The organism is Planococcus sp. TJ-302, from assembly GCF_058268455.1.
The window spans coordinates 195,315-210,407 of record NZ_JBZDOI010000002.1; the positions used below are offsets into that span (position 1 = coordinate 195,315).

General features: G+C 44.6%; 13 protein-coding genes. 5 read left to right on the forward strand and 8 right to left on the reverse strand.

Going from position 1 to position 15,093, the window contains the following annotated elements; genetic code table 11:
• The first annotated feature begins 131 nt into the window (after window positions 1-131).
• Complete coding sequence (locus AC4EHB_RS11880; protein WP_490981628.1) at window positions 132-329, forward strand: hypothetical protein; 198 nt, start codon at window positions 132-134, stop codon at window positions 327-329.
• 195 nt (window positions 330-524) lie between these two features.
• Here AC4EHB_RS11880 and AC4EHB_RS11885 read toward each other — a convergent pair whose 3' ends face one another.
• Window positions 525-1,496: an NAD(P)-dependent alcohol dehydrogenase gene (locus AC4EHB_RS11885; protein ID WP_490981629.1), complete on the reverse strand. Its 972-nt coding sequence runs from the start codon at window positions 1,494-1,496 to the stop codon at window positions 525-527.
• 188 nt (window positions 1,497-1,684) lie between these two features.
• Here AC4EHB_RS11885 and AC4EHB_RS11890 point away from each other — a divergent pair, with 188 nt between their 5' ends.
• The 3 genes from AC4EHB_RS11890 to AC4EHB_RS11900 all read left to right on the forward strand — a co-directional run bounded on the left by AC4EHB_RS11890 (window position 1,685) and on the right by AC4EHB_RS11900 (window position 4,853).
• The gene (locus tag AC4EHB_RS11890) at window positions 1,685-3,346 is read left to right on the forward strand and encodes a DUF2207 domain-containing protein (RefSeq protein ID WP_490981630.1); all 1,662 of its coding nucleotides are present in this window, start codon (window positions 1,685-1,687) and stop codon (window positions 3,344-3,346) included.
• Window positions 3,347-3,616: 270 nt separating this feature from the next.
• A complete protein-coding gene (locus AC4EHB_RS11895; RefSeq protein WP_490981631.1) occupies window positions 3,617-4,258 on the forward strand; it encodes a peptidoglycan-binding domain-containing protein in 642 nt (213 codons plus the stop codon).
• A 319-nt stretch (window positions 4,259-4,577) separates the two neighbouring features.
• Window positions 4,578-4,853, forward strand: coding sequence for a hypothetical protein (locus AC4EHB_RS11900; protein WP_490981632.1), 276 nt, complete (start codon window positions 4,578-4,580; stop codon window positions 4,851-4,853).
• Between the two features lie 292 nt (window positions 4,854-5,145).
• On the opposite strand, the gene AC4EHB_RS11905 is transcribed toward AC4EHB_RS11900, so the two are convergent.
• The 7 genes from AC4EHB_RS11905 to AC4EHB_RS11935 all read right to left on the reverse strand — a co-directional run bounded on the left by AC4EHB_RS11905 (window position 5,146) and on the right by AC4EHB_RS11935 (window position 13,081).
• A complete protein-coding gene (locus AC4EHB_RS11905) occupies window positions 5,146-5,709 on the reverse strand; it encodes a DUF5067 domain-containing protein (RefSeq protein WP_490981757.1) in 564 nt (187 codons plus the stop codon).
• A gap of 484 nt (window positions 5,710-6,193) precedes the next feature.
• Window positions 6,194-7,438, reverse strand: a complete 1,245-nt coding sequence (locus AC4EHB_RS11910; protein WP_490981633.1) for a TerD family protein — start codon at window positions 7,436-7,438, stop codon at window positions 6,194-6,196.
• 268 nt (window positions 7,439-7,706) lie between these two features.
• A complete protein-coding gene (locus AC4EHB_RS11915) occupies window positions 7,707-8,516 on the reverse strand; it encodes a TspO-related membrane protein (RefSeq protein WP_490981634.1) in 810 nt (269 codons plus the stop codon).
• 77 nt (window positions 8,517-8,593) lie between these two features.
• A complete protein-coding gene (locus AC4EHB_RS11920) occupies window positions 8,594-10,864 on the reverse strand; it encodes an excinuclease ABC subunit UvrA (RefSeq protein ID WP_490981635.1) in 2,271 nt (756 codons plus the stop codon).
• A gap of 278 nt (window positions 10,865-11,142) precedes the next feature.
• A complete protein-coding gene (locus AC4EHB_RS11925; RefSeq protein ID WP_490981636.1) occupies window positions 11,143-11,985 on the reverse strand; it encodes an aldo/keto reductase in 843 nt (280 codons plus the stop codon).
• 289 nt (window positions 11,986-12,274) lie between these two features.
• The gene (locus AC4EHB_RS11930; protein ID WP_490981637.1) at window positions 12,275-12,784 is read right to left on the reverse strand and encodes a YfiT family bacillithiol transferase; all 510 of its coding nucleotides are present in this window, start codon (window positions 12,782-12,784) and stop codon (window positions 12,275-12,277) included.
• Window positions 12,785-12,937: 153 nt separating this feature from the next.
• Window positions 12,938-13,081, reverse strand: a complete 144-nt coding sequence (locus tag AC4EHB_RS11935; protein WP_490981638.1) for a VWA domain-containing protein — start codon at window positions 13,079-13,081, stop codon at window positions 12,938-12,940.
• 966 nt (window positions 13,082-14,047) lie between these two features.
• On the opposite strand from AC4EHB_RS11935, the gene AC4EHB_RS11940 reads away from it, so the two are divergent.
• Window positions 14,048-14,914, forward strand: a complete 867-nt coding sequence (locus AC4EHB_RS11940) for a DNA/RNA non-specific endonuclease (protein ID WP_490981758.1) — start codon at window positions 14,048-14,050, stop codon at window positions 14,912-14,914.
• Window positions 14,915-15,093 lie beyond the last annotated feature (179 nt).

A 15,093-nucleotide genomic window follows, 5' to 3' on the forward strand; every position in this document is an offset into this window, starting at 1 on the left:
TCTTCATCAGGCGTTTTTTGCGACTCAATTAGGAAGGTCTTTCAGCCTAGCGGCGCTCTTTATTCCCTGCCAGTGTTTATCTCTATTGCCTCGGGGAATACAAATAAAAACAGCTAAGAGAGGGGTATTTTATGAGCCAAGACAAGCCATCTACAAAAGAAACAAACATTGAAAAAATGAACGAACTCCTTGAAGAAAAGAACAAGGAAACCTCAGAACAGCAAAATTCTAATTTACAAGAACAAAAGAACCAATCGCTGAAAGACCAGGCGCGCACCCCAGGTGAAAATAATAAATTAATAAACAGCAACAATAACCGAACTCCCTGATCTTCCATTTAGATTAGGTTGTAAAAAACTCATTCGAGCAGCAAGTTCCTTTTCTTGCAGCAAAACATTAAAAATAAACAGAACGACTACCAAATTGCACCTTGATTTGGTAGTCGTTATTCATTTTGAATGTTAATGGTACAAAAAGTGAGCATGAGACGCTTTTAGAAGTGGATTATACAACTCGGCAATTTTTCATTGATGGCTGATGGCAACATTGCCTTTTTTCGATCCACTCTCTACATAATGGTGCGCTTCACGCAGCTGCTCAAAAGGGAAGATCCGATCAACGACCGGCTTGATCTTGCCAGCTGCCAACAAGTTGCTGAGATAGCGTAAATCATCGGCTTTATATTCCGCCGCTCCGGCTATGATTTCTCGGCCGCCTTTCATTGTCGGCAAAAACCTCCGGAACAGTTGGGCTGGTCTCGGATTTCCCATCAAATAGAAGCCTTTTCGCTTCACGGATTTGAGGGTTTTCGAAAAAGGGCTTTTCCCTGCAATATCGAAGACCACATTATAGGTTTCACTAGATGTGGTAAAGTCTTCCTGCTGGTAATCAATTACTTTGTCCGCTCCAATGGATAAAAGCATGTCCAGCTTTTCGCCGCTGTCGATGGCCGTCACTTCAGCTCCCCAATTTTTGGCGAGCTGAACAGCTATCACGCCTATGCTTCCGCCGGCTCCGATGATCAGAACTTTTTGGCCGGGTTGGATTCTGGCTTTCCTGAGAAAAAACAAGGCATTTATTCCGCCTGTCGGAATGGTGGCGGCTTCTTCAAAACTGATCCCTTCCGGCATACGGGCGATCGCATAGTTGCTCGGAAGACAGAGAAAGTCGGCATATGCGCCAAGCTTCAATTCAGTCGCGCCGAAAACACGGTCCCCTTTCTTGAACTGCGTCCCTTCCGTTCCCAGGGCTTCAACTTCTCCGGCAAATTCCTGCCCCAATACGCTCAGCCTAGGTTTCCGCAAACCGAAAAACAGTCGCAGCGGAATCCACAGCAACACCGGAAATTGGAAGCTCCGCATCTCGCAATCCCCTGCTGTTACGGTAGATGCTTGAACTTTTATCCCAATTTCATTGGCTTTCGGCACCGGCTTCTCCAGCTGTTGAAGCTCCAAAACTTCCGGAGGCCCATAACGTGTGCAGACCATTGCTTTCATTTCCTGTCCCCCCTCTTGTTTTGAAAATATGAATTTTAGCTTACCTCATAAAAACTTTTCTTTCCTCTTCCTACGGATAAACGCCTAAATGGTTTCAGAAAGCATCTCCGCCTCACCCTCCCGCTACCATTCTCTTAATGAAACCTTTTCAAACGCCGTCCGTATTGTTATGCAAGAGGTGATGGATCATGGGAAGCAAAAAAATCCTTCCGTATTTGCTGGCTGTTGTGTTGGTCGTGCTCGTTCCGACGCAGGTCTACGCGGTGGACTTTGACATTACGGAAGTCCGGATCGATGCGCAGTTAAATGAAGACGGCACTGCGGATGTCACGGAACAATTCACGTATGAATTCGAAGATGATTTCAACGGCATCACGCGCGGTCTGATTGCCAAAAAAGGCACGGCGATCGAGAACTTCTCCGCTGTGGAAAACGGCAAAGCGTTGAAAGTTGAAATGGAAGACGGCGTTTACCAGATTTACCGCTCGGGTGAAGACGACGAAACGATTGAGATCGAATTGAATTACGAAATTACCAACGCTGTGGAAAAATTTGAAGATGGCGCGCAATTTTACTGGGCGTTCTTTGATGAAAGCAACGAAAGCGATTACGGCAACATGACAATTTCCATCACACCGCCCCTTCCGGCCCACAATGTTGAGGCATTGGGCTACGGGGAAGCATTTGGGACGGAACGCATCACAGATGACGGCACTGCGGTTTTCGAACTTGGCTCTGTGCCGGACGGTGAAAACGCCAATGTCCGAGCAATTTTTGAATCCGAGCTGTTCCCAGGTGCCACTGCACTCGGTGGAACAATTCGGGACGACCTAGCCCAAGACCGCGTAGAACAGGAAAACGAAGCAGCGCTTTTTGCTCAAAATCAGCAAACCGCGCGCGTAATTGCGATTCCAACGATTGCGGTTCTTGGTGCCTTGCTGCTGGGTGGAATCTTGCTAGCCTGGATGCGCGCTGCTCGGCGCAAGCGGCAAATCCGCAATTACCCGTACGAATTTTTCGTACCAAAAGAATCGATGAGCATTCCCGCACTGCTCCATTTCGCCAACTCGGCGTTCCTGTCGCCGAACGCTATCTCGGCAGCAATCCTGGAGCTCATGCGAAAAGGCAATATCAAGCAACTCTCAGAAGATCAGTTCGAGTTGATCAATCGAAAAACCGACCTCGCCCATGAAGAAACCTTGATTGGCTTATTATTCGACCGTATCGGCGACGGCCGTGAATTCACGCTGGGGCAAGTGGAACAATACACGGAAAATGTCGAAAATCATTTAGCGTATAACGAAGCGATCGCCGAATGGAATAAAGGCATCACCGCCGAAGTAAAAGCGAAAAATTTTTACGAGAAACATCCGGTGCTGCGTTGGACAGTTGGCATCATGGGCATGTTGTTTATCGGCCTCGCCATTTATACCGGAGTCAACGTGCTGTTCCCTGCGATGGCAGCATCCATCGTTTTGGCGATGCTCGCGTTCGGCTTTGCCATCGGCTATGCGCCGATCGCATTTGACGGGCTCGAAATCCGCCATCACTGGCGCCAACTAAAGGCGGCGATGCAAAACTTGCCTGAAAGCCAGTGGCACGCTCTGACCTCAGACGAACAACAGCGCGCCTACGCCTATCTGCTCGGCAGCGATCCGAAAACCGCCGAACGGAAAGCAGCAGCCTTCACTTCCGCGAATACGGCAGATGACTCCAGCATTGTTATGAATCCGGTGTTCATGACGGCAATCTTCGTGTCAGCGGGTTCGACTACTGCCAGCGCAAGCGGCAGCTCGGTTGGTTCTGGTGTAGGAGTCGGCGGTGGTGGCGGTGGATCTGGGGCGTTTTGATTGAACTGTTCCATTGCTTGGGATCAACACAATACTTAACCATTTTATAAGCATAAATAAAACAAAATGCCGCTCCAAGGAATGTTGATTTCCTCAGAGCGGCATTTTTTTTGATTGGTACTTCTTATATAACCGGAAAACAATGGTTCTTTGTATTGCCGTCTATCTATTTAATATAGTAGGGGCGTGATTTTTAAATACAAATTATAGTTTCTTTTAATAATAGACTGGGTAAATATGTGGCAAATACAACTTCTGGAGGAATCAGCCTTGAAGAAGAAATGGATTCCAATGTTTCTGGCATTCGGGTTATTGGTTGCATCTCCCCTCTCTTTTCAACCGGTGGAAGCCACAAGCCATGCATCTGCAGTTAACCGGGACAAGCTGCCAGCCAACCTTGAGAATCTAATGAACATCGCACCGGAACATCAGTTTATTCTGCGCGAAGGAAGTGCGCGCATTGAAGTGGAACTTCTCCAATGGACATTAAATCAGTACGGACTAAAAACAGCGATTGATGGAATCTTTGGACCTAAGACCCAAAAAAATGTCCGGCAATACCAAGCGGAAAAAGGCTTGAAAGTCGATGGCATTGTAGGCACGTATACATGGGTGGCACTATACGGGGAGCATAAAAAACCTTTAGATCAAGAAGAAAAACTGCCGGCCAACCTCAGGAATTTAATGGATATTGCACCGGAACATCAGTTTATACTGCATGAAGGAAGTGCGCGCATTGAAGTGAAACTTCTCCAATGGACATTAAATGAGCTTGGACTAAAAACAGCAGTTGATGGAATCTTTGGACCTGAAACCAAAAGAAATGTCCGGCAATACCAGGCAGATAGAGGCTTGAAAGTCGATGGCATTGTAGGCACGTATACATGGGCGGCCATATACGGAGAATATTAGAAAACGGTACTTCCATCGTATCTTCCATGAAGGAAATACATTTAATTGTGCACTGTGTACCCCAAATAAGACCTGCCCACCCAAAAATCGGGTGGGCATTGTCATTTTCAATTCAAAAGGATTAAATCCCCTGTCAAATTGAATAATTGTACCGTTCTTAGGGAACCACATATTTCCCAAACAATTTATAAGGATGAATAAACCAAATAGCCACTCTGAAGAATGTTGATTTGCTAGAAATGGCAATTAATATGGAATAAAATGTAATGTATTGTCAAAATCTTTTAGAGTTGTTTCTTTCCCAGGGAGGAGATTTACTATGACCCAAGGCATTGTAGATGCGCATAAAGAAGCCCCTGAATTTATCGCGCAAAATCCGGATGAAGCAAAAGAAATCACCATCAACACAATTGATGACATCACGGGCCAGAAGTTGAAAGCCTCTATCATCGATGGCGCATGGGACAACATGATCTTCGATACTGCCCTAGCTCCTGAAGAAATCCAGGCATTCGGCGATTCTTCTTTTGACTTGAAGTTCCTGAAAGAGCAGCCTGATTTCGCATTATTGACAGACATGCAGTTTTTGGAATAACGGTTTATCTGACAGCAGAAATTTTTTCTGCTGTTTTATTGTACTTTTTCTAAGGAAGGTTTCTTCTTTGAGTTTTTTAACACTCATAAACATGCAAAAGCCATCCTTGAAATAGGCTTATTTCAATGAGGATGGCGGCTTTCGGGATATTCAATTGTAGTAAATAAACCAATTTTTTTCATGCACTGGGGCTCGATTTTACTATTGTATGAAATACAAATTAAAGTGTATTCTAAAAATTTCTTAGAATTGATTCTTTCCCAAGGATTCGATTTCAACAGCTTTTAAGTAGTTATTTAATATTAAAAGCTTGCTCGCCTAATTTATTTCCATCTATACCTTGTGTAGCAATTAATGTTACAGGTGTTTCTAAATCATCTAATTCATATGCTATTGCATTCTTTACAGTACCATCTTTTTTTATTATTTCTGATTGAGAATCGAGAAATTGATCATCTGGAAGTCCACCAACATTAAGAGTGTTGATTGCATTAGGATTATTGTCTTGTACTGCTTCAAATACTGCTATCCATCCAATATTAGGGTCAATTTCTTTATCACTTAAATTAGTGACTTCATACCAAACTGCAAATACAGGTTTTTCACCATATTCATTTCCTTTTTCACCTGTTTGAATAACTTTAGTTTCTGTAATTTTAATTTTTAAGTCATTTAGTTTTGCTTCATTATCTTTAAAATAGAATTCATTATTCGTTTCTTTTTCTACATTTGTATTTTCTGTTGTTACTTCTTCATTTACAGAATCAGAATCCTTATTCGTTGCTTCGTCTTGATTGCCACAACCAGAAATTATAGCTAGTGTTAGTACAGAAGCTAGTATTATAGTTTTTTTCATCACGTTACATTTCTCCTTAGTTTTAATTTGTTTGTTCTTAGTACAACTTATTCTCTAAATACTTCTTATTATTTTCTATATTATCCCATTTTTTTAAGTGATATCCTAATAATACAACTTGTAATCTTTTTCATCCCTTTTTGTGAATCTGCACTTTATAGTTTTATACTTAAAAAACTTTAGAATAGAGCCTTATTATCTCTTGGTCGATTCGAGGAAAACGATAAATTTCCCGAAGAATTTATAAGCATGATTAAAAAAAAGCCACTCTCAGGAATAGTTCTTTCCTAGGAGTGGCTTTTTACCTCTATTGTAAGGGGAGATAACTACTGTGTACGATGCATGTATGAATATTTCCTAACTCTTATAAATTTGAATAAGGCATCCTCGAAAATAGCTGATTTCATTTAGGATAGCTTTTTGATATTCAATCATCTTTAACAAACGAAATCTTCTTGCAAAGAGGGACGTGATTTTTAAAGTTTCACTTAGATCCCGCGCTCCAGCTCATACCCCACTTAAAGGCTCTGTCCATTTCCTTATGACCATTGAAATACTCGACCACTTTTTTCACACTCATTGTTTCATCGCTGACGTTTTCAAGAAGTGCGATCGCACACATCCTTTTTCCTTTTCGGTGTTCATCCAGGCGAACCTCGATATCCGGACCGCTTTGCTGCTTCAATGTCACGACTCCATCAACTTCTGCCCAATTCGCCGCTCCCTCGTAGATGAACGCATAGACAAGAATGCGCTTGAACTTCGTGATTTTATTGCCATTGATCCGCAGGTTTTCGCCGCCTTTGACTGCCCCAGTCCTGTCGTCCTGGTCCAATGCAATATACGGCTCATAAATCAAGTCACCAAAAGTATTTCCCAGGGCCTGAACGGTTCCTTTATAGCCGTCTTCCAGTTCAAAGAGGCAACCCAGATCCAAATCAACAGAAGAGCTGGCATTTAAAACCGATGACAAAAATCCTTTCCCCGTTTTCTGGTTCCAGTTCAGATTCACCAGAATTTCGCCCAGAGGAGAATCGGTTTTGTTCAAATTGATTTTGTCGCCTGTCTTTTTCAACTCAATTTTCGTGAGATTGATCGAAGAAGTTCCAGCGGTTTTCGGCGATTCTGTTTTGGCTGGCACTTTTACGTAAAAAGCTGAATCCGCTTGAAAGTTATAAGTGGCGCATAACTCACTCAGGCTACCTTCAAAACTTTGTCCGATAGCTGCAAACTTCCATTCCCCGTTATGCAGATAGACTTCGCCTGTAATAACTCCAGTGCCGGTCAAAGAATCTTTCCCCAATTCGTATCTATGTAATTGCTGTCCGCTCTCCGCGTCATCGATTTGGACATAGGCGTTTGCCACTTGGCTGAAGTCCTGCTTCTTAGATTCTCCATCATACATATGGATCGCTACGACAATTTTCTTAATGCCAGACGAAATCTTTTTCAAATCGATCAGGATTTGTTCGTCATCCCCCGACCCTTCGCCTGTCCGGTTGTCTTTTGATAATTGAACCGCTGCATTTGCGCTGTTCAAGTTATTATAGAAAACGATGCTTTCTTTGCCTGCCAGTTGTCCTGCCTCATCCACCATCAATGCGACCGCGTCCAAATCAAAAGTTTGGCCGCTAGTGCCGGTATCCCATCCGAGCCCTACTTTTATCTTGTCCAGCTTCGGATTCGCTTTTGTTAAATCTACTTTTTGCCCTTTTACTAAAACTGCCATTGATTTTCCTCCTTTTGTAAATTCAAATTCATGTCTTCTATTCAATATACTGTAAATGAATTCTATTTTCAGGAATTTTGAAGAAGGAGTCGACGGAAGATTTGGAGCGTTTTGACTTGAGCAGTAAAAACTGCTTTGTTTCGATCCCTAGGAACCACACATTTCCTCAAACAATTTATAAGCTTGAATAAACCAAATAGCCGCTCCAAGGAATGTTGATCTCCTCGGAGCGGCTATATATGTGCCTGCTTTTATTTAGTGAACGCTTTTAAAACGTATGCCTTGGAAAAAGAGCCTTTCCATTTTTAATAAATCTCCATACCGCAACGATCAAGAATATGACAATACCGGCAATCAGAACCCCTTGGATGGCCGTCGATAACTCCGGATTCACCTCTCCACTCCTATACGAAGCGTAGATCCCGAAGAACGCCCATGCCAAAGGAAGCGGGAAGGCCGCGTTTTTGTACTTCGACAAGTAAACGAGCACGAATGCGATGGCCACCCCTAATATGATCAGCGTCCAGATCGAATAGGAAATGCCGAAACCGCTCCATTCCAGCTGCACCAAAAGCAATCCAGTGTTGACGACGGTCGCAATGGTCACCCACGCAGCGTAGAGCGTAAAGCTGATTCCTGCCAAGGTCGAAGGAACTTCGAAGCGGTGGGTATAGATTTTTCCGATGATGAGGAACAATGAGAACAGCAGACCGATGATCAAAATCGTGGAAATGCCCAATCGTTCATAAGAGAACGCGACGATCCAGGCCATGTTGAACAGCGAGCTCAGGATAAACCATGGCGAAATCAACAGGATCAGACGGCTGACTTTCGCATCTTTCCGTTTGATGAACAGATAGACCAGCGTAACCAGCACAAGCGTGTAAATCACGCCCCAAATCGAAAATGTAAACGGCGCCGGGGAAATCAGCGTCATGTATCGGTCGGAAATGTCTTTCTGGCTATTCCCAGCGAAAAAGCCGGAAGAGCCGAGGTAATTGACGCCGAGCGTCAGAAAATAAACAATCAGATTTAAGACGGTAAATAATTTTGCTTTCTTCAATGTGTTTTCATCCATAGTGAACTCCTCCTCCCGATAAATTTTTTCTTTTCCTTCACAAGAAGTTGATCAACTCCACAGCACCTATCACTTAATTACCCCTTGATCCCTTTTCTTAGCCACTTCGCCGTCAATGTTTCCGACTGGAGCATGCTTTCCGGTGTTCCTTCAAACAAGACTTCTCCGCCCTTTTTCCCGCCGCCTGGACCCATTTCGATTACCCAGTCGCTCGCGGCGATAAAGTTCAGATTGTGTTCAATGAGGATGACTGAATTCCCTTTGTCTACGAGGCCTTGGAAAACGTCCAATAAATGAGCGTTGTCTTTCGTGTGCAGACCCAACGACGGTTCATCCAACAAATAGATTTGCCCTTCTTTTTTCAGGTGGCTGGCAAGCTTTAGGCGCTGCACTTCTCCTCCACTCAACGAACTTGTCGTCTGCCCTAATGTCAGGTAGCCCAAGCCTACATCTTTTAAGGTATCAACTTTTTTGACGATTTTCGGCATTTTTAAATAATGATTGGTTTCGTCGATCGACAGTTCCAAAATTTCCACGATGTTTTTTCCTAAGTGGCGGTGGGACAGGGCTTCGTCTGAATACCGCGTCCCTCTACAGGCTTCACACGTGACGGTCACGGGATCCGCAAAAGCCACATCCGGCGTAGTGACGCCTTTGCCCTCACAGACCGGGCAGGCTCCCGATGAATTAAAGCTGAACAAGCCCACCGGCTGTCCTGTTTCTTTTGAAAGAATTGACCGAATGTCATCCATAATCCCCATATAAGTAGCGAGTGTCGAACGGCTGGAAGTTCCGATGCTGCCCTGGCCCACTGAAATGGTTTCAGGATAGTTGTCGGTAAATGCTTCGAACATTAACGAACTCTTGCCGGAACCTGAAACACCGCATACCGAGACAAGGACATTCTTCGGAATGTCCACACTTACATTTTTCAAGTTATTGGCCGAAGCATTTTTGATTGAGAAACTGTGTTCTGCCTGTCGCGGGGTTTTATTCACGCTGACCTTATGATCCAAATCGGTGATGGCTGAAGCCCTCTTCAACCCTGCCTGTGCCCCTTGATACACCACTTCACCGCCGGTCACGCCCGCGCCCGGACCCATTTCGATGATTTCATCTGCCGTTTTGATGACCGCTAAATTGTGTTCGATGACGACGACAGTGTTGTAGTTGTCTCTTAAATTTTTCAACATATGCGTCAACATGTCGATTTCTTCCGGATGAAGCCCTGCACTCGGTTCATCGAAAATATACGTGATGTTGTTCAGGCTGCTGCCCAAGTGACGGGCAATTTTCACGCGCTGCGCTTCGCCGCCCGACAGCGTGCCCACTTTTCGCGCCAGACTCAAATAGCCCAAGCCCAGGTCCACCAGCTGTTTGACATTCGGGTAGGCCTGTTGCGCGATGGATGTACCGACCGGGTCTTTTATGTTCGCCAGTTCCCCCAACAGATCCGTCATTTCCAAGCGGTCGTATTGGACGATATTGAGCCCGTTGATTTTGCATTCCAGTACTTTCGGGTTCAATCCTGAACCTTCGCAGGTCGGACACGGTGTATTTGTGGTCATCGCCAACACGTCATCCTGGGACGTTATTTTCAGTTTCGTGAGGTCCCGGTTAATGTACAGGCGAATAAACCTGGGAAGGATGCCGTCCCATTCAATGTCCCTATTGCCTACTTTGTAATAATAAGTGCTAAATGCCCGCTCGCCTTCCGGCGGCCCGTTGACCAGAAGATTATATTTTTCTTCCGTGAAATCTTTGATGGGGAGATTGGGGTCGAACAATCCGCCGTCCACCATCCATCTGCCCTGCCAGCCCGGCGGCGCCAGCGGCTTGAATCGCACTGCGGAGTCCCGGAGTGACTTCGTGTGATCGATGAGTTTGTGGATATCCGGCGCCACGATTTCTCCGAAGCCGCTGCACACCGGGCAGTTGCCGAAAGAACTTTCACTCGAAAATTCGGTGGCTGAGCCGATCGGCGGACTTCCGATCCGTGAAAACAACAGCCGGATCAACGGATCGATATCCATATAAGTGCCGACGGTCGAGCGGGAATTACTCCGCACCGGTTTCTGTTCCACGACGACCACCGGGCTTAAGTGCTGCATCAAGTCGGCATGCGGCCGCTCATACCGCGGCATTTGGTGCCGGATGTAAAGCGGATAGTTCAGCGTCATCTGCCTTCTGCTTTCTGTTGCCAACGTATCAAAGACGACTGAGCTTTTCCCTGAGCCTGACAGGCCGGTAAAAACATTAATTTTTTCTTTTGGGATATTTAAATCGATATTCTTCAAATTATTTTCGCGAAGCCCCCGCAAAATGATTACATCTCGTTTATGTGCCATGTTGATATGCTCCTTTTCTAATTCAATCAAGGAATTGTCCTATTAGTAAATGGGTTCCCTGTTTTGGACCCGCTCACACAAATGGTTATCACGATTTTCCCCTGGGTCCCACTCTATTAATAAAAATGAATAAACGAAAAAAGACACATCCGCAATCGTGTGATAACGGATGTGTCTTCGTATGGAATCTAAATTGTCGTGTATTGGCAGCAATAGGTAGAATTGCTGTTCACACAAGGCCTACACTTACTTGGAATATTGTGCAGCTAGTGTTTATTTTAAAACTCCTCATGAGTAGCTGGATCCATATCAAACAGTCTGCCATCTGGGCGCGACATGCCTGCGATCGCAGCCATTTCCGTTTCGCTTAAGGCAAAATCAAAAATATCTAGGTTTTCCCGCTGCCGCTGCGGAGAAGTGGAGCGCGGAATCGACACAGAGCCGATTTGGTATTGCCAGCGCAGCACGACCTGTGGAACTGTCTTGTTATGGGCCTCGGCAATTTTGCTGATCGTTTCATTCGACAGAATATCTGCCGCTCTGGCGATTGGGCTCCACGATTGTGTTTGGATCTTGTGTTCTGCGTGCACTCTCCGCTGTTCTTCCTGGTTAAAGAACGGATGCAATTCCACTTGGTTCAGACTCGGCGTCACCTCGGTCTCCTTCACAATGCGCTCTAGGTGCTCAGGCAGGAAGTTACTCACGCCAATCGACCGGACGAGCCCCCATTTCTTCGCATCAATCAGTGCCTGCCAAGCTTCTACATAGAGGTCTTGTTTCGGAATCGGCCAGTGGATCACGTATAGGTCGAAATAATCCAAATTGGAACGGTACAGCGATTCCTGAATCGCCACCAACGCTTTTTCGTAAGTATGATAACGGCCAGGCAATTTAGAGGTAATCCACAGCTCTTCACGGGAAATGCCGCTGCGCTTGATGCCTTCCCCAACCGCTCCTTCGTTCTCATAATTATATGCCGTATCAATCAGCCGATACCCGGCATTGATCCCACTGCTGACTGCGTTCGCCCCTGCATTGCCCCACAGTCCATATGTACCGAGTCCGGTAACCGGCAAGGTGGTTCCGTCGTTCAAGCTCACTTCTGGTATCGTTTTTTCCATTCATTGTCACTCCTCTCATATCTATTTTCAGATTACTCTTACATCATCGCAAACTCAACCTATTCGTTCCTTGAAATCCATGCCGCCATCTCCAGTAGAACAGAATGGGCTTTAAATGAAATTCCTGCTGCCCCGTACATTCCAGAGTTTGCACTTTCGAAATCAGTCTTGTGCTAGGCGCAATTGAGACTCTTCACCTTTACCGATGAAACATAAATAGGAATCCGCTCCATTGCTGAATGGGGCGGATTCCTTTTGTGTACTTACTACTTAAATTACATTTGACGGCTTAATTTCCCAAGGCAATCTTGATATGTTCCAAATGATGCTCTTCATGCCAGCACAGTTTCGCCAGTTTCGTGGCGACGCTGATTTCACCGTTCGTTTCATGGGTGAAGACGCGTCCCAACTGCTCGTCCGTTACATGTTGTCCAAGTGCGACAATCCGTTCGTTCAAGCCTTCCAGCATTCGGATTGAACTTTCCACCGGCAGTTCGTTGTCCGGAAGCGCAGCCCATTTTTCTTGATCAAAAGGAGGAACGGTCGGATTGTCATCCGTTAAAGCCAGTTTCAGGCGCTGGTACATATTCAATTGCGAATCCGCAATATGATGCACAAGCTGACGGACTGTCCAGCTGCCTTCCCTGTACTTCTTGTTCAGTTGCTCCTCGTTCAATCCATCGACCACTTCCCTCAGCCGTGTGGTATAGCTTTCGATTTTCCCGAGCCATTCCTGAACATGCTCAGCTTTTACGTTTTCTGGAACCTGTAATTGTCCAATAGGAAATTTCACATCCATTTTTCCAACCTCTTTTCCTTATCCGTATTTTTGGGCTATCGCATTCACGCTCAATATACCAATGAGGTGAAGTTTTGTAAACTGGAAGGCCGCGTGCTTAAACCGCGATTGTCGATTGCAGAAGCTTTCATTTATAAGACTAATATCACTTCTTTACTTCAAAATACGCTTTTCTTTCGCTTCCTTCAGCCACATCGGAAATTCATTCAACAGCTGATCGTATAATTTTTCATCTGATACTTGGCTGATGTCATCGAGATGGGAAAAGTTCGCGTTTTCGACCATGCGCCCGTCCATTGTATCGAGTCTTCGCAACACATCAAAATTCGAGTCGCCAATCCCGATAAACTGTCAAAAAATCAGCTGGCCGATGATTCCACGATGAATTTCTTGATGCCCGATTTGAATCCGCCATCATTGATGAAGACAAGAAACACCGGCTCGTCGCTCAATTGCCAGATAAAACAACTTTTCCATTTCCGGACTCGCTTGTTTCTTCCTACAATATTTTTTTATAATTGGAAATATATTTAAAATAGGAACGCGATTTTTAAAATTGGAGGATAAAATTATGGCCATCTTCGCCGCTGAATCAAAATCACAGCGATTCCTGAAAGATTGGAGTCTGTTCGAAAAAGTCTGGTTCCTCATTTACAAGAATTTAATCGTTTAGAATTTTTTATACAAAGTAACGATTTTCTAGAATTGGCTTTATTATAACTAATGTAAAAATTATTTAATAAATAAAACTAAATATTTCCAAACAAAAAACTATCATATCCTAGCATTTTCCTTCTAAATCGTGGTATATTCATCTTTAGAAAGTAGCAATATAGATCTAGAAAGAGAGAAATCAGGGGGAAATATTAAATGGATGTCGTATTTATTTTATTGATGCTGGTTGCCTTACTGGCTTTTGCTGCGAGCATCGTCATGTTACTCGTCAGCGCTTTGTTCAAAAAAGGACTGACTGTCAAGCAAGCTGGCCTTGCGATTGGTCTTTCATTCGCAGTAATAATTGGTTCCGGTATTGGAGTCGCCTCTACAGCAGAAGATGTTGAAACTGCAGCTGGCGTCGAAAGTGAACAGCTAGAAGCTCAGAAAGAAAAAGCGGACGAGGAAAAAGCTGAAGAACAGCGTATTGACGAACAAGAAGCTGAGAAACAGGCAGCGGAAGAAGAGAAAAAAGAAGAAGCTCGCCTAGCTGCTGAGAAAGAAGCCGATGAAATAGCGGCGCAAGAAGAGAAAAAAGAAGAAGCTCGTCTGGCAGCTGAGAAAGAAGCCGATGAGAAGCTTGCAAGAGAAAAAGAAGCGCAGGAACTGGCAGCTAAAGAGCAAGCAGAAAAAGAAGCAGCCCGACTAAATAATGAACTGTTCGCCGGATACAAACCCTTCGATGTTGATGGCGGTGATTTGTCTGGATATCGTGAAGCTAACATCGTCGTTGATATTGGGTATGGGGATCGTGAATATTGGGCCTTTACAAATGAACACGGCCAACTGGAACGTGTCATTGCTGCCGAAATCATTGTACAGGATGATAGTATCGAACCTGTAACATCGTCTGGCAGATATTACTCGGACGAGGCAAAGGTTCCCGGCGTCGAAAGTGACATTTTAGACGAAGGGCATGTCATTGCGGATTCTCTCGGCGGGGTGTCGAATGCCTATAATATTACCCCGCAGGAAAGTACGCTCAACCGGCACGGTGACCAGGCTTATATGGAAGACGTAATCCGCGACGCAGGTGGAGCTACTAATTTTGAAGCCATCATCACCTATCCGAATACGGAAACGCAAATTCCTTCAAGTTACCAGTATACGTATACAGTAAGGGGCAACGAAGTCGTTGACACTTTTGACAACGTAAACCCTGATGAAGTAAATGCATCCCTCGGTTTAACAAACAGTGAGCCTGCTGATTCAAGCAGTTCAACTACAGACAGTGCGCCTGCCGAATCAACCACCGCAAATACAGGTGCAGATGTTTCCAGTGTCGATACAAATGGCAATGGACAGGTAACGATCAAAGAAGCAGAAGTAGCTGGTTTTAGTATGCCGATCATGAGCGATCATTGGTTATATCCCTATATGCGGGATAACGATAATGACGGTATGGTTGGAGAGTAATTCTTAAGGATTTCAAGCACAATAAAGGAACAAAAGAACAGTTTGCTTGTTGGACGACTACGAGCTAAGAATTACAACCCGGAAAGAATAAACTGATGTGTTATATATTTCTCCAAAAAAGAAATCCGCCCTCTAGTTGAATAGGGCGGATTTTTTGTATGTGTAGAATTCTATCTGAC

Excerpts from the sequence above, each read along its gene's own strand:
- AC4EHB_RS11880 (WP_490981628.1), top strand. The coding sequence starts at position 132 with ATGAGCCAAGACAAGCCATCTACAAAAGAAACAAACATTGAAAAAATG.
- AC4EHB_RS11885 (WP_490981629.1), bottom strand. The coding sequence starts at position 1,496 with ATGAAAGCAATGGTCTGCACACGTTATGGGCCTCCGGAAGTTTTGGAG.
- AC4EHB_RS11890 (WP_490981630.1), top strand. The coding sequence starts at position 1,685 with ATGGGAAGCAAAAAAATCCTTCCGTATTTGCTGGCTGTTGTGTTGGTC.
- AC4EHB_RS11900 (WP_490981632.1), top strand. The coding sequence starts at position 4,578 with ATGACCCAAGGCATTGTAGATGCGCATAAAGAAGCCCCTGAATTTATC.
- AC4EHB_RS11905 (WP_490981757.1), bottom strand. The coding sequence starts at position 5,709 with ATGAAAAAAACTATAATACTAGCTTCTGTACTAACACTAGCTATAATT.
- AC4EHB_RS11910 (WP_490981633.1), bottom strand. The coding sequence starts at position 7,438 with ATGGCAGTTTTAGTAAAAGGGCAAAAAGTAGATTTAACAAAAGCGAAT.
- AC4EHB_RS11915 (WP_490981634.1), bottom strand. The coding sequence starts at position 8,516 with ATGGATGAAAACACATTGAAGAAAGCAAAATTATTTACCGTCTTAAAT.
- AC4EHB_RS11920 (WP_490981635.1), bottom strand. The coding sequence starts at position 10,864 with ATGGCACATAAACGAGATGTAATCATTTTGCGGGGGCTTCGCGAAAAT.
- AC4EHB_RS11925 (WP_490981636.1), bottom strand. The coding sequence starts at position 11,985 with ATGGAAAAAACGATACCAGAAGTGAGCTTGAACGACGGAACCACCTTG.
- AC4EHB_RS11930 (WP_490981637.1), bottom strand. The coding sequence starts at position 12,784 with ATGGATGTGAAATTTCCTATTGGACAATTACAGGTTCCAGAAAACGTA.
- AC4EHB_RS11935 (WP_490981638.1), bottom strand. The coding sequence starts at position 13,081 with ATGGACGGGCGCATGGTCGAAAACGCGAACTTTTCCCATCTCGATGAC.